Annotated in this window: 12 protein-coding genes; 3 read left to right on the top strand and 9 right to left on the bottom strand. The window is 72.1% G+C overall.

All coding sequences use genetic code 11. The features are described 5' to 3' along the window. The first annotated feature begins 58 nt into the window (after positions 1 to 58). Complete coding sequence (locus tag ACFXC1_RS31060) at positions 59 to 463, top strand: ATP-binding protein (RefSeq protein WP_381248687.1); 405 nt, start codon at positions 59 to 61, stop codon at positions 461 to 463. Between the two features lie 13 nt (positions 464 to 476). Here the strand turns inward: ACFXC1_RS31060 and ACFXC1_RS31055 are convergent, their stop codons facing one another. Together ACFXC1_RS31055 and ACFXC1_RS31050 are read right to left on the bottom strand one after the other, a co-directional pair. After that, the gene (locus ACFXC1_RS31055; protein ID WP_381248684.1) at positions 477 to 1,931 is read right to left on the bottom strand and encodes a sensor histidine kinase; all 1,455 of its coding nucleotides are present in this window, start codon (positions 1,929 to 1,931) and stop codon (positions 477 to 479) included. Then, positions 1,928 to 2,614, bottom strand: coding sequence for a response regulator transcription factor (locus ACFXC1_RS31050; RefSeq protein ID WP_381248681.1), 687 nt, complete (start codon positions 2,612 to 2,614; stop codon positions 1,928 to 1,930). The genes ACFXC1_RS31055 and ACFXC1_RS31050 overlap by 4 nt, the downstream gene beginning before the upstream one ends. 187 nt (positions 2,615 to 2,801) lie before the next feature. Here ACFXC1_RS31050 and ACFXC1_RS31045 point away from each other — a divergent pair, with 187 nt between their 5' ends. After that, positions 2,802 to 5,201, top strand: coding sequence for an MMPL family transporter (locus ACFXC1_RS31045; protein ID WP_381249028.1), 2,400 nt, complete (start codon positions 2,802 to 2,804; stop codon positions 5,199 to 5,201). Positions 5,202 to 5,210: 9 nt separating this feature from the next. Here ACFXC1_RS31045 and ACFXC1_RS31040 read toward each other — a convergent pair whose 3' ends face one another. From ACFXC1_RS31040 to ACFXC1_RS31025, 4 genes are all read right to left on the bottom strand, one after another. Then, entirely contained in the window at positions 5,211 to 6,002 is a 792-nt protein-coding gene (locus ACFXC1_RS31040; protein ID WP_381248678.1) for a TetR family transcriptional regulator, read from the bottom strand. A gap of 11 nt (positions 6,003 to 6,013) precedes the next feature. Beyond that, complete coding sequence (locus ACFXC1_RS31035; protein WP_381248675.1) at positions 6,014 to 6,517, bottom strand: thiol-disulfide oxidoreductase DCC family protein; 504 nt, start codon at positions 6,515 to 6,517, stop codon at positions 6,014 to 6,016. Next, entirely contained in the window at positions 6,514 to 6,909 is a 396-nt protein-coding gene (locus ACFXC1_RS31030; protein WP_381248673.1) for a hypothetical protein, read from the bottom strand. Before ACFXC1_RS31030 ends, ACFXC1_RS31035 begins: the two co-directional genes overlap by 4 nt. A gap of 95 nt (positions 6,910 to 7,004) precedes the next feature. After that, on the bottom strand, positions 7,005 to 7,415 hold the full coding sequence (locus ACFXC1_RS31025; RefSeq protein WP_381248671.1) for a VOC family protein: 411 nt from the start codon (positions 7,413 to 7,415) through the stop codon (positions 7,005 to 7,007). A gap of 144 nt (positions 7,416 to 7,559) precedes the next feature. Between ACFXC1_RS31025 and ACFXC1_RS31020 the strand changes: the two genes are divergently transcribed. Further along, entirely contained in the window at positions 7,560 to 8,174 is a 615-nt protein-coding gene (locus ACFXC1_RS31020; protein WP_381248668.1) for a Uma2 family endonuclease, read from the top strand. An 11-nt stretch (positions 8,175 to 8,185) separates the two neighbouring features. Here ACFXC1_RS31020 and ACFXC1_RS31015 read toward each other — a convergent pair whose 3' ends face one another. The 3 genes from ACFXC1_RS31015 to ACFXC1_RS31005 form a co-directional block, all read right to left on the bottom strand. After that, positions 8,186 to 8,788 carry a hypothetical protein gene (locus ACFXC1_RS31015; RefSeq protein ID WP_381248665.1) on the bottom strand — a complete coding sequence of 201 codons (603 nt, stop codon included), beginning with the start codon at positions 8,786 to 8,788 and terminating at the stop codon, positions 8,186 to 8,188. A 93-nt stretch (positions 8,789 to 8,881) separates the two neighbouring features. Beyond that, complete coding sequence (locus tag ACFXC1_RS31010) at positions 8,882 to 11,623, bottom strand: ATP-binding protein (RefSeq protein ID WP_381248662.1); 2,742 nt, start codon at positions 11,621 to 11,623, stop codon at positions 8,882 to 8,884. Between the two features lie 111 nt (positions 11,624 to 11,734). Further along, a complete protein-coding gene (locus ACFXC1_RS31005) occupies positions 11,735 to 13,273 on the bottom strand; it encodes a penicillin-insensitive murein endopeptidase (protein ID WP_381248660.1) in 1,539 nt (512 codons plus the stop codon).

Below are 13,273 nucleotides of genomic sequence, written 5' to 3'. Positions count from 1 at the left end.
GCACGGCCCGCGCACGCAGCACCATGTGACGGAGGTGTGCGCGGGGTGAGGAGCCGACGTGGTCAGACGCAACTCGTTCCGGCTGCCCCGGCATCCGGCCTCGGTGGGGCTCGCCCGGCGCCGGGTCCGGGACCATCTGGCCGACTGGGGGCACGCGGGCGACGATCCCGCGCTCCAGGACGCGGTGCTCCTGGTGTCCGAGCTGGCCACCAACGTCGTACGCCACGGGCCGCTCCTGGAGCGGGAGTTCGAGGTCGCGGTGACGGCCCTCGCGGACGGCTCGTGCCTCATCGAGGTGTCGGACGAGGGCCGGGTCGAGCCCCGGCTGCGGGTCGTGACGGACGAGGCGGAGGCCGGCCGCGGTCTGCTTCTCGTGGAGAGCGTCGCGGCGGCCTGGGGCGTGTGGAGCCGCGGTGCGCACGGCAAGACGGTGTGGGCCCTCCTCCAGACCGACATCCCCTGACAGGCCCGGTGTTCTACGACGGCACGGGCGTCCGCGCCGGCAGTGTCACCGTCACCGCGAGCCCCTCGCCCGGCGCGGTCCGCACCGCCACGTCCCCGCCGTGCGCCTGGACGACGCCCTGCACGATCGCCAGCCCCAGTCCGCTGCCCGCACCGCCGCCCGCCCGGAAGAAGCGGTCGAAGATCCGGGCCGCGTCGTCCTGGCACAGCCCCGGGCCCCGGTCCGCGACACACAGCCGTACGACCCCGTCCTCGCGCTCCAGACCGAGCCGCACGGGCACGTCGGCGGGGGTGTGGGTGCGGACGTTGGTCACCAGGTTGCCGAGTATCTGGCGCAGGCCCGACTCGTCGGCGCGCACCAGCAGGGAGCCGTCGGCGCCGACCGTGACCGGCCGCTCCGGCTGCTGCACCCGCAGGTCCTCGGCGGCGTCGCGCACCAGGCGGCTCAGGTCGACGTTCTTGAAGCGCAGCTCGGGCCGCTGGTCCAGGCGGGCCAGGGTGAGGAGTTCGTCGACGAGGCGGCCCATGCGGTCGGCCTCCGCGTTCATCCGGTCCCAGGCGCGTCTGCGCTCGTCGGGCTCGGTCAGCATGCCCTTGTCGTAGAGCTGGAGGTAGCCGCGTATCGCCGACAGGGGGGTGCGCAGTTCGTGCGAGGCGTCGGCGACGAAGCGGCGGAGCTGGGCCGCCGTGCGCTCGCGCGTGCGGTACGCCGACTCCACCTGGTGGAGCATCGAGTTGAGGGCGAGCCGCAGCTGCTCGACCTCCTGGGTCGGGTGGTGGCTGGAGGGCACGCGTCGGGTCAGGTCGCCCTCAGCGATCGCCGTCGAGGTCTCCACCATGTCCTCCAGGGGCCGCAGCCGCCGCCGCACGCTGACCATGGTGAGCGTGGCGAGCAGCACCAGCAGCAGGCTGCCGAAGGCGAGGTCCAGCTTGAGGGCCTTGGCCATGCCGTGGTGGAGGCCGCCGGTGGAGGCGGCGATCAGGATGTACGTGCCGTCGGTGAGTTGGGTCCCGGTGGCCCGGTAGGAGTCGCCGCGCAGCGAGATGTCGCGCGGTGTGCGGTCCTTGGTGAGCCCCGCCGGGTCGCCGAAGGCGTCGGCGAGGGCCCGCTGGGTGGCGGTCGGGGCGTACCCGGCGATGGTGAGCACCTTGCCCTGGCCGTCGACCGCCGCGAACACCGTGTCCGGTTTCGGGGAGCCGGGCTGCTGCTGGGGCACCAGCCGGTCGCCGATGCCGGCCAGGGAGCTCAGTACGTTGATCTGCTCCATGGTGAGCTGCGAACTGCTCAGCGAGTCACGGGACTTGGTGAGCTCCGCGTCGACCTGGGCGAGCAGGTAGTGCCGCATGCCCATCAGGCTGACGGCGGTGGCCATGACGATGCCGAGGGCGAGCAGCGCGAGGTTGGCCAGGGTCAGTTTGGCGCGCAGCGAGTGGGCGCCGCGCTCGCAGTTCGGCAGCCGGAACTTCATGCGAGCCCGTATCCGACGCCCCGCCGGGTGGTGATCACCGGGGCTCCCAGGGTCTCCAGCTTGCGCCGCAGATAGCTGATGTAGGTCTCGACGACGGTCGACTCGGGCGGGGTGTGCTCGTACTGCCAGACATGGCGCAGCAGTTGCTCCTTGGGCACGATCCGGCCGCCGTTGCGCACCAGGAAGCGCAGCAGGGCGTACTCGGTGGGGGTCAGCTCGACCGAGCGGCCCTCGCGGTGCACGGAGTACGTCGTCTCGTCCAGCTCCAGGTCGCCGTAGCGCAGGGGAGGGCGCTGGGGGAGGACGTCGTCAGGGCGGGTGCGGCGCAGGACGGCGGTGATGCGGGCGACGACCACGTCGATGTCGAAGGGCTTGGTGATGTAGTCGTCGCCGAAGCCGAGGGCGCCGACGATCTCGGCCGGCGCGTCCCGCGCGGTGAGGAAGACGAGCGCCAGGTCGGGCCTGCGGGCGCGCAGTTCCTGCCCGAGGGCGCGGCCGTCGCCGTCCGGGAGCATCACGTCGAGCAGCGCGCAGTCCGGGCGGGTGCGCTCGGCCAGCGCGAGCGCCTCGCGGACGGTGCCCGCGGTCATGACCTCGAAGCGGTGGTAGCGCAGCGCGATGGCGAGGACGTCGGCGATGCTCGGTTCGTCCTCCACCACCAGCACGGTTCCTGGAGCCGTCATGCCCCCAGTATCGGCGGCACCACTGACATCGGGCCCGTCCGGTCTTTGGAGTTCCTTGAGAGTCATGGCCAGGACGTGTCCACGCGCGCGTGCCACCGCCAATTGTGTAGCCCAGGACCTGGGGGACCATCCGACCGATCGACCGAGTCAACTCGGTTTCGAATAAGGAGCGTTGAGCGTGGCGGCATTGGCACGGTGGTGCTATCGGCACCGGCTGGTGGTCCTGTTGCTGTGGGTGGGGGCACTGTTCGGCCTTGGCTTCTCGGCGACGACGGCGGGGACGGACTACGCGAACGTCTTCTCCCTCCCGGACACGGACTCCAAGAGCGCGTACGACCTGATGCAGAAGGCGTTCCCGAACAGCTCGGGCGACACCGACACGGTGGTCTGGAAGGTCGACTCGGGCTCGGTCAAGGACCAGTCCGTACAGACCCGCATCCAGCCCGCCCTCGACAAGATCGCGGGCATGAAGGGCGTCGGCGAGGTCACCGGCCCCTACTCCGGCGCCCGGGGCGCGGCCCAGATCAGCTCCGACGGGAAGATCGCCTACGCGCAGATCACCTTCGCCGAGCAGGCGAACGCGGTCCCCAAGGAGCTCGTCCAGAAGGTCGTCGACACCGCGCAGGCGGCCCGACAGGGCGGCCTCCACGTCGAGCTGGGCGGCCAGGCCGTCCAGCGGGTCGAGGAGCCGCCGGGCGGTATCGCCGAGGGTGTCGGCATCCTCGCGGCGGCCGTCGTCCTGTTCCTGGCCTTCGGCTCGTTCTACGCCGCCCTGCTGCCGATCGGCATCGCGATCTTCGGCGTCGGCACCGGCCTGTTCTCCACGCAGCTCCTGAGCCACGCCACCGACATCCCCGACCTGGCGCCCCTGCTGGCCACCCTGATCGGCCTCGGCGTCGGCATCGACTACGCGCTGTTCATCGTCACCCGGCACCGGCGCGGCCTCCAACGGGGCATGGATCCCGAGGAGTCGGCGGTCGTCGCCCTCAACACCTCGGGCCGCGCGGTGCTGTTCGCCGGCGGCACGGTGTGCATCGCGCTCGCCGGCATGCTGGTGACGCAGCTGCGCTTCCTGGACGGCGTGGTCATCGGCACCTCGCTCACGGTCGTCCTGAGCGTCCTCGCGGCCACGACCCTGCTGCCCGCGCTGCTGGGCTTCCTGGGCCCGCGCGTGCTCAGCCGCAAGCAGCGCCGCAAGCTGGCGGACGGTCCCGAGCCGGAGCGCACCGACAACCTCGCGGTCCGCTGGTCGGCCGCCGTGCAGAAGCGCCCGCGCCGGATCGCTGCCCTCGCCCTCGTCGTCATGGCCGTCCTCGCCTTCCCGGTGCTGTCGCTGCGCCTCGGCGCCACCGACCAGGGCAACGACAACGCCTCGACGACCACCAGGAAGGCCTACGACCTCCTGGCCGAGGGTTTCGGGCCCGGCTTCAACGGCCCGCTCCAGGTGGTCACTTCGAGCGGTGACACGGCCACCCTGGTCAAGGACATCGAGGCCACGAAGGACGTGGCCCGGGTCGCCGCGCTGCCGCCCACGGGCGGGGTGACGATCATCCAGGTCGTCCCGAAGACCTCACCGCAGTCCGTGGAGACCGACGACCTGATCGACACTCTGCGGGACAAGGTGATCCCCGAGGCCGGCGCGACCGGTCACGTCGGCGGGGTGACGGCCATCTCCAAGGACTTCGCGTCCGTCACCGGCGACCGGCTCCCGCTCTTCGTCGCGACGATCATCGGCCTGAGCTTCCTGCTGCTCCTGCTCGCCTTCCGCTCGCTCGTGGTCCCGCTGACGGCCGCCCTGATGAACCTCATCGCGGCGGCGGCCTCCTTCGGTGTCCTGGTGGCGATCTTCCAGTGGGGCTGGGGCCTGGACATGCTCGGCCTCGGCAAGGAGGGCCCGATCAACGCCTTCCTGCCGGTCATCATGCTGTCCCTGCTCTTCGGCCTCTCCATGGACTACCAGGTGTTCCTGGTGAGCCGGATGCACGAGGAGTGGGTCCACACCAAGGACAACGCCCGCGCGGTCCGCGTCGGCCTCGCGGAGACCAGCCGCGTCATCAACTCCGCCGCCCTGATCATGGTCTGCGTCTTCCTGGCCTTCGTCCTGAGCGGCAACACGGGCGCGGCGACGGCGGGCGTCGGCCTGGCCGCCGCGGTCGCCCTGGACGCCTTCATCCTGCGTACGGCCCTGGTGCCGGCCGCGATGCACCTCCTGGGCAACTCCAACTGGTGGCTCCCGGCCTGGCTCGACAAGAGCCTGCCGCACCTCGCGGTGGAACCCGCGGAGGAGCCCGCTCCGGCCGCCCCCGACGGCCCGTCCTCGGCCGTCCACGGCTTCGTCCGTACGACCGACGGGGAGCCCGTGGAGGGCGCCGCCGTCACGTTGCTGACGGCGGGCGGACGCCAGCTGGACCGCGTCGAGTCCCTGGCCGACGGCTCGTACATCGTGTCGGTGCCCGGCCCGGGGACCTACCTCCTGGCGACGACGGCACCCTCGTACGGCTCGGTCGCCCGGCACGTGGCGGTGACCGACGATCCGCTGGTCTACGACGTCGAGCTGGCCGAGGGCGAGGTCGACGCCGTCAACTGACCCGATCGCTCAGGGGCGTTCGTCGTCGGCGGTTCCGGCGGCGGGCGCCCCGCGCTTGTCCTTCTCCTTGTCCTTCTTCTTCGCCGGGTCGGGCAGTGCGTGGGTCATGCCCGGCAGGAAGTCCGTGAACAGCTCGTGCACCTCCAGGACGAGCGGGCGCAGCACCCGGAAGCGGGCCAGGGAGACACCGCGCGCGGTGAGCCGGGCCCCGCGCTCGGCGAGCCGGTAGCTCCGCTCCCGCCCCTCGGTCCGGTCGAACACCCAGTACAGGACAAGCCCCATCTGGGAGAGCCACATCAACTCCGGGAGCACGTCCCGCAGTTCCGGCGCCACCTTGGTCTTCGCGCCGAACAGCACTTCCTTGTGGACGTCGATGGCCTGCACGCGCGCGTGCTCGCTCTCCGGGGAGAACGGGCTGAGCGGGCTGTCCGGGTCGGCGGCGTTCTTGAAGAACTGCACCGCGAACTCGTGGTAGGGCGTCGCGATGTCGAGCCACACCCGGAGCACGCCCGCGAGCCGCGCCTCCAGATCGGTCTCCCGGTCCAGCTCCTCGCGGACCGCGAGCCGGTGCTCCTCGGCGATCCGGTCGTAGAAGCCCTGGATCAGGTGCTCCTTGCCGGCGAAGTAGTAGTAGGCGTTGCCTACGGAGACGCCCGCCTCCTTGGCGATGGCCCGCATCGTCGTCTTGTCATAGCCGTGCTCCTGGAACAGCCGCATGGCCGTCTCCAGGATGAGCGCGCGGGTCTGCTCGGACTTGCTGGGGGTGGCGCCGTCGTCGGGGCCGTCGTTGTTCGCGGGCACGGGGACAGAGCCTATCCAGTGGGGCAGGAACCGCCGACGCAGCCCGGCCCGGTGTAGGACCACCCGCGGCTCGGGTCGTACGTCCACCCGTCGCTCTGCCGGTACACGCCACCGCCCCACCTGCCGGGGCCCCACTGCGCGCCGCGCCACTTCGCGGCGGCGAGCACGGCGCCCTTGGCGAGCCGGGCGCCGGCCGGGGTGCTCAACCGGTGCGCCAGGGGCCGTTGTTCGCGCAGCGCCCACAGGGTGACGATCCAGGCGGCGGCGCCCCGGTAGACCTGCCCGGAGTCGCCGACGACGGTGATCTCGTCGAGGGTGGTCCGGTGGTCGAGCCCGGGGAAGCGCCGCCGCGCCTCTTCGGAGGACGCCGGTACCAGCTCCAGGGGCACCAGCTGCGACTGCCGTACGAGCCAGTCGCGCAGGAAGGTGCACAGCGCGCAGTCGGCGTCGTACAGGACGGTGAGCCGGCGGACCGGGGTCGCCCGGTCCGCCGGGGCGGCCGGCACCGCGCTCACGCCCCGACCCAGTCCTGCGGCGCGACGGGCGGCACCTGCTCCCGCTCCATGATCCCGCGCCGCCGGATCTTGTTGAGCACGTACACGTTGCCCAGGTGCATCACGCCGAGCACCAGCAGCACCACGCCCACCTTGGTCGACAGGGCCTCGAAGATGCCCCGGGTGTCCTCGATGGTGCCGTCCCCGCTGAGGTACAGGGCGACGAACCCGAGGTTCACGAGGTAGAAGCCCACTACGAGGAGGTGGTTGACGGCCTCCGCGAGTTTTTCGTTCCCCCGCAGGACGTCGGCGAGGAAGATCCGTCCGTTGCGGCTGAGCGTGCGGGCCACCCAGACGGTGAGTCCGATGCTGACGATCAGATAGATGACGTAGGCGACGACCGTGCGGTCCATGCGCCTCCCCCTTCTTGAACGCGTTCAAAAATGCTGACAAGGAGAATGTAGGCGCACTTTTGAACACGTTCAACTCGCCCGTGCTGGGACCTGCGTCACACCCGCCGAGCCAGCTCCGGGCGCTTCGTGTAGTCCGTGAACCCGATGACGTTGCCCCAGGGGTCGGCGATCTCGACGGTCCACCCGGTGGCCACGGAGAACGGCGCGTCGAGCAGCGCGACACCGGCGCCGCTGAGGCGCTGCGCGGCCTTCCGTGCGTCCGGGACCTCCAGCCACACGCGGGGCGCGGGCCAGGGGGGTGGTCTGTGCCCCAGTCCGTCTTCGTGTCGCAGGAGCACTCCCGGCGTCTCGCCGCCGACCCTCAGGATCGCGATACCGGCCTCGTCGAGCCGGAACCCGACGGTGAATCCGGCACGTTCGTAGAAGGGGACGGCCTCGGCGAGGTCCCCCACGGGGAGGAGGACGTTGTCGAAGCCGAGCAGTTCGTACGACTCTTCATCTGACATTCCGTCAGATTAGGTGGGTGGAGGTGGGTGTCATCGGGAGGCGACCGCGGGCTGACCATGTGATCACTCGTTGAGGTGAAGCACTCCTGATCCCGACTGGGTAGGCTGAGTGGACACGCGAGACTCCGCCGCATGGGAGCACTGATGAGCGCCGGATCCGAGGACGGGCTGGACGGCGAGCCGGCGTACCGCTGGCCGATCCCGCCCGCCGAGGGCTGGACCGCGGACGACCTCGACCGGATTCCGGGCCTCCCGCCGCACACGGAGTTGATCGACGGGAGTCTCGTCTTCATGAGCCCGCAGACCGCTTTTCACGGACGCTGCATGCGTCTGCTGGAGAACAGCCTCCTGGAGCAGGCACCGGACCATATTGACGTCATGCGAGAAATGACGATCAAGCTGGACAGCAGGAATCGGCCCGAGCCCGATGTCCTGGTGTTCCCGGTGGAAGCAAATACGGGACCGGGGCAGACCTGGTACAAGCCAGAGGACATCCTGCTGGCTGTCGAAGTGGTTTCCGTCGACTCTCTCGAACGTGACCGTGAGGTCAAGCCCCGCAAGTACGCGGCGGCAGGCGTACGCCACTACTGGCGCGTCGAGCAGGACGAGAACAAGGGCCTCCCCGTCGTCTACGTCTACGAACTCGACCCCGCCACCAAGTCCTACGGCCTCGCCGGGATCTTCCACGATCGGCTCAAGCTCTCCGTTCCCTTCGACATCGAGATCGACTTGGCGGCGATCAACCGACGGCGCCCCTGACCGACGCGGTCTCACCGGCCGAGACGGCGCCGAGTTCGGCCTCGGCCCGGCGGCACCGTGAAGGACGAGTCCCAGCCGGCCGGGAGCGGGACGATGGTGCTGAAGTCGTAGCGGGCGGCCTCGATCAGGCCGTCGAGGCTGTCGACCCGGCTGCGCAGGGTGAACAGGTGGTCGGCCACGACGGATCCGCTCGGCAGGACGCCGGAGGCTCCGTACTCGTCCAGGATCTGGTCGACCCGCAGGATCTGACCGAGCACTCCCTCGTACGCCGCCTGCACATGCTCGAACGCTGCGGGCAGCGACCGCATCCTCTCGCCGTACATGCCCTCCAACCGCGAGGACAGGGCCACCCGCAGCGGAGGCAGTGCCTGCCCGGAGCGGGCCACGTCGACGTAGTACTCCAGCGTGCGCAGTTCCTGCGCGATGAATGTCCTGACCGAGATGGTGGTGTCCGTGGCCGCGCGCAACTCCTGCAGGTTCGCCTGGCGTTGGTCGTGATCCCGGCCGTCGCGGGCGGTACTGCGCGTCTGCGCGTAGGCCAGGGCACCCACGAACGTAGCGGCGACGGCACCGACATAGGCGGCAACGACCTCTGGTGACACGAAAGTTGCCACCAGAGCCCCCTCCGCGTCCGCCGCCTCCGACACAGATTCTAGAAGCAGCGACCATCGGGGAACCAGGTGCTCGTGCTTCGGCCGGGGCCACGGTCAGGGACTGTCCCGCAGCTTGTCCGGCAGGCCCATGCGGGACGTGATGCCCAGCTTGGTGTAGGCGTTGCTGAGGTGGAACTCGACCGTCTTGACGCTGAGGACGAGTTGGCGGGCGATCTGGCGGTTGGTCAGGCCGGATGTGGCCAGGCGGGCGATCACCAGTTCCTGGGGGGTGAGGGGGGAGTCGGGCGTGGTCGCGCCGCCGCTGGCGGCCAGTTCGCGTTCGCAGAGAGCCGCGCTGGGGGCGGCGCCCAGGTCGGTGAAGGTGCGCAGGGCCCGGCGCAGCTGGCCGGTGGCGTCGGTGCGCCTGCCCGCGCGGCGCAGGAACGCGCCGTAGGCGAGCTGGACCCGGGCCCGCTCGAAGGGGTCCGGCACCTGCTCCGCGTGGCCCAGCGCCGTGCGGAACGACAGCTCCGCCGCACCCGGCGACCGGCGCGCCGCCAGCAGGGTGCCGCGCGCCCGGGCCGCGGCCGCCAGCCGGGAGTGCCGGCCCCGGTGGGCGGCGGGCGCGTCGAGGCCGTCCAGGATCCGCTCGGCCTGCCGGTGTTCCCCGAGCGCGGTGAGCGCGTCCACCAGCAGATCACGCCACGGCGCGACGAGCGTCCGTGCCACCGGCTCCCGCTCCAGCAGGGGCAGCAGCGCGCCCGCGACCTCGTCCGGCGCTCCCCGGACCGCCGCCAACTGGGCCCGCGCCCTTGCCGCATGGGCGAAGCCCGAGGCGCCGTGGCCGTATCCGCCACTGCCCACGGCCTTCGCGAGGTACTCGGCGGCACGCTCGGTCCGCCCGCGCAGCGCGAGCGTCGCCGCCGCGTCCGCGCAGGCGATCGGTTCCAGCCAGCCGAGGCCGCGGGTGACGGCGGTCTGCGCCGCCGCTTCGAGTTCGCGCAGGGCCACGTCCCAGTTCCCGAGGCGGAGTTCGGTCTCGCCCAGGAGGAGCTGGGCCGTCGCGCGCAGGGGTGCGGGACCGTTCCGGCACAGTGGCGCGGCCGAGCGCAGGTCCGCCCGGCTGCCCTCCAGGTCGTCGAAGCCGAGCCTGAGCGCACTGCGGCCGAGCAGCAGGTCCACGTCGCCGGACTGGACGAGCACCGACTCCGGCAGCCCGGCCGCCCGTTCGATGCCCTCCTCCACGGCGTCCGTCAGGCCGAGGGCGGCCAGTTGGGCGTAGCGCAGCATTCCGCCGGTGAACGGTACGGGCGGCAGCGCCCCGGCCCGCCGCGCCCACCGTACGGCGGCCGCCGCCTCGCCCTGGACGAGGCCGACGAGGGCGAGCCGTTCCGCGATGCGCCGGGCCAGTGCCGGGTCCAGGGCGGGGTCGCAGTGCCGCCACGCGTCGTCCAGGAGCACCCGGGCACTGGGCGTCTCGCCCCGGACGAACGCGAGATGGCCGTGCACATAGCGGTGGGCGGCCCGCGCGCTGTCGCCCGGCAGCGCACGCGCCAGGTCGGCGGCCTCCTCCGCCCGCCCGTCGCAGAGCAGCGCGTCCGCCGCCTCTACGGTCAGCCGCTCACGTTCGGGCCGGGTCGTCGCCAGCCGGGAGGCGTGCGCGGCCATCGACGCGGCCCTCGACCAGTGACCGGCGGCGGCCTGCCGGCGGGCGCCGGTGGCGAGGTCGGCGACGAGTGCCGGGTCCGGGCTGCGGCCCGCGAGCAGCTGGTGCCAGGTGCGGCTGGCGGCGTCCTTGCTGGCCCGCACCGCCCCGGTGTGCAGCGCGGCCCGCCGGGCCGGGCCCAGCTGGTGGTAGACGGCGGCCTGGACCAGCGGGTGCGGGAAGGCCAGTTCGGGCGGGCCGCCCGCCGCGCACTCCTCCAACAGCCCCTGTCCCACGGCCTGTTCGACGGCGGGCAGCGGGTTCTCCAGACCGGCCAGCTGTGCCACCCGGTGCAGCGGCGCGCGCGGTCCGAGCACACTGGCCGCGGCCACCAGGTCCCGGGTCGGAGGGTCGCAGTGGGCGAGGTGGTCCCGGACCAGCGACTGGTACGAACGGGGCGCGGGCAGCGGGGAGTCGGAAGCGGCCAGGACCTCCGGCTCCACCTCCCGGATCAGCGCGCGTAGATACAGCGGATTGCCGCGGGTGTGGGCGTGCAGTCGGCCGACGGCGTGCGGCGGCAGGCCCGTGGGGAGCAGCCGGTCGCACAGCGCGCCGGTCTGCTCGGCGGTCAGGCCGTCGAGCGCGAGGCGCAGGGTCTGGTCGTCCGCCAGCAACCTCCCCAGTCCCTTGGGGAGTTGGGCATCGGCGGGCGCGTGGACGGCCAGCACGGTGAGGACCGGCTCGGACAGCAGCCGGCGCAGCACGAAGGTGAGCGCGTCCAGCGACGGCGCGTCCGCCCAGTGGGCGTCGTCGATGACGAGCACCACGACGGTGTCCGAAGGGATCCGGTGGGCGAGGGCGAGCAGCCGCGCGCCGACCGCGCCGGGCTCGTCCCGCGGCCCCGGCGCCTCCTCGCCCACCGAGGTCCGACTGAGGAGTTGAGTGAGTACGCCGTAGGCCAGGGCCGTCTCGTTCTCGGCGCCGCTGGCCTCCAGTACGCGCACCCGGTCCGCCGTACGCAGGAAGCGGCGGACCAGGGCGGTCTTCCCGATGCCGGGCGGACCCTCGACGACCATCAGACGCGAGGCCCCGGCGCGGGCCTCGCGCAACCTGTCCTCCATTTCCCTGAGTTGCGGCTCCCGGCCGTAGAACGACGGTTCCCCGGCCTCGGCCGGTCGGTGCGCATGGTGTGTCAGTGTGTTCACCGGCATGTCGACGTCTACCCCCGTAGTTGCGTCGGTGTTCCGGGCCATGATGCTCGCCCCGTCATGGCGGTTCAACGCGTGTGCCGTTGAGCGGTCCGGTAGGTCGGAGTCCGCGGCTCACCCCGCCAGGACACGCACCGCCGGGACCGGCAGCGCGGCGAGCCTGCGCTGGACGAAGAACGTGTTCGAGTTCTGGTCCAGGCCCGCCACGGGGCCGATCCACCGCCAGCCCATCCTCGCGGCGTACTGCTCGGTGAAGCGCCGCCACTCGTCGGGGTTCGGATACCTCCGGTTCGCGTCGTGGAAGTAGACGTACGTCGATCCGAACTCCGTGGCGTTGCCGATCGGGTTGGCGATCGCCCCGCCGAGCGCCCGCACGGCCACCGACCTTGCGGCGGACGGCAGTTGGGCCCAGGGCCGTTGCTGGAGGTCCAGATAGGCGCGGCGCTGACCGCGCGGGATGCCGGGCGGGGCGGGCGGTCCGAAGGTGCCGCCGGTGCGGACGAAGTCGGCGCGGTCCATGTTCCGTTTGCTCGCCCCCCAGCTCTTGAGGACCGGTTGCAGCGGGGTCGAGTAGGCCCGCAGGAAGGCGTTGAACGTCCGGTAGTAGGGGCGGGTGAGCAGCGCGTACCGGTTGAACATCGCCCAGATGACCGCGTGGCTGTCGGCGTCGTCCCGGCCGCCGGACTCTCCGATGACGAAGCGTGCGGTCCATTCGACGTCCTCGGTGGTGAACTGGTACGGCGCCTTGCCCTGGGCGGTCAGGACGCCGGGGCGCGCTGGAGGCACCGTGATGACCCCGCGGGCCGGTGGGGGCTGGTCGCGCAGTTCCCCGCGCCCCTTGCGGGGCGCTGTGCTGCCCGGGACTTCCAAAGCCGGGCCGGGGTTCCTGCGGGCGGCGGGCGACGGCGGTGTTGGCGACGGCGGCGCGAAGCGCACATGCAGATGGTTGTCGTGGTTCTTCTGGGGCAGCACGCCGTGTATCTCCGGGTCGTTGAAGAAGATCGCGTGGACCGGCAGCACGCCGTTGTTCCGCAGCAGGTCGACGAGTTCCTGGGTGAGCGCCCGCGAGTAGGAGGGGTGACGCCAGTTCGTCGGTCCCTGGCGGCGGTCGGACTTCACCGGGCGGAGGTCCGCCTCGAGGCCGAGCCGGTGCGAGGCGCGCCCGGTCAGCGGGCCGCCGCCGCTGCGGCCGAGATCCCGGATGTCGAGCACCGGCCCCTGCGGATGGGCCCGGTGCCAGGCGGCGGCGACGGCCAGCAGGGCACGGGCGGTCTCCGGCCGCCCGAACCGGTGCGTGGGCCGGCCCGTCACGCGGAAACCGGGTCCGTACTCGGGGAGTTGACGGCTGATGGCCGGGTCCCCGGCCACTCCCGCGGCGGTGCGCAGCAGCGCCCAGGTGGCGGGCCCGATGAGACCGTCCGCCGGTGAAATGCCGTACGCCGTCTGCCACTTCAACGTCGCGGAGCCGAGCGCCGCCCAGTCCCAGTCCGTGCGGTGCGGGTCCAACACCCGCCGGACGGCCGGGAGATGGGCCTCCCAGCCGAGCGAACGGGCGTAGGCGCGGTTGCGGGCGGTGGTGCCGGCCAGGTGCCCGGCCCGGGCCGGCGGCGGGTGCCCCGTCCCGTTCCGTACGGTGGTCGAGGTCGTCGGCAT

The sequence above is a fragment of the Streptomyces hokutonensis genome (genome assembly GCF_042751305.1).
GTDB classification, from domain to species: Bacteria; Actinomycetota; Actinomycetes; order Streptomycetales; family Streptomycetaceae; genus Streptomyces; species Streptomyces hokutonensis_A.
The sequence above is the reverse complement of the archived record's forward strand: the minus strand, read 5'-3'. Positions and strand labels throughout refer to the sequence as shown.

Bases quoted from the DNA above. Each gene is read 5' to 3' on its own strand.
- ACFXC1_RS31055 (WP_381248684.1), bottom strand. From the start codon at position 1,931: ATGAAGTTCCGGCTGCCGAACTGCGAGCGCGGCGCCCACTCGCTGCGC.
- ACFXC1_RS31050 (WP_381248681.1), bottom strand. From the start codon at position 2,614: ATGACGGCTCCAGGAACCGTGCTGGTGGTGGAGGACGAACCGAGCATC.
- ACFXC1_RS31030 (WP_381248673.1), bottom strand. From the start codon at position 6,909: ATGGACCGCACGGTCGTCGCCTACGTCATCTATCTGATCGTCAGCATC.
- ACFXC1_RS31025 (WP_381248671.1), bottom strand. From the start codon at position 7,415: ATGTCAGATGAAGAGTCGTACGAACTGCTCGGCTTCGACAACGTCCTC.
- ACFXC1_RS31020 (WP_381248668.1), top strand. From the start codon at position 7,560: ATGAGCGCCGGATCCGAGGACGGGCTGGACGGCGAGCCGGCGTACCGC.
- ACFXC1_RS31010 (WP_381248662.1), bottom strand. From the start codon at position 11,623: ATGCCGGTGAACACACTGACACACCATGCGCACCGACCGGCCGAGGCC.
- ACFXC1_RS31005 (WP_381248660.1), bottom strand. From the start codon at position 13,273: ATGCCGACGACCTCGACCACCGTACGGAACGGGACGGGGCACCCGCCG.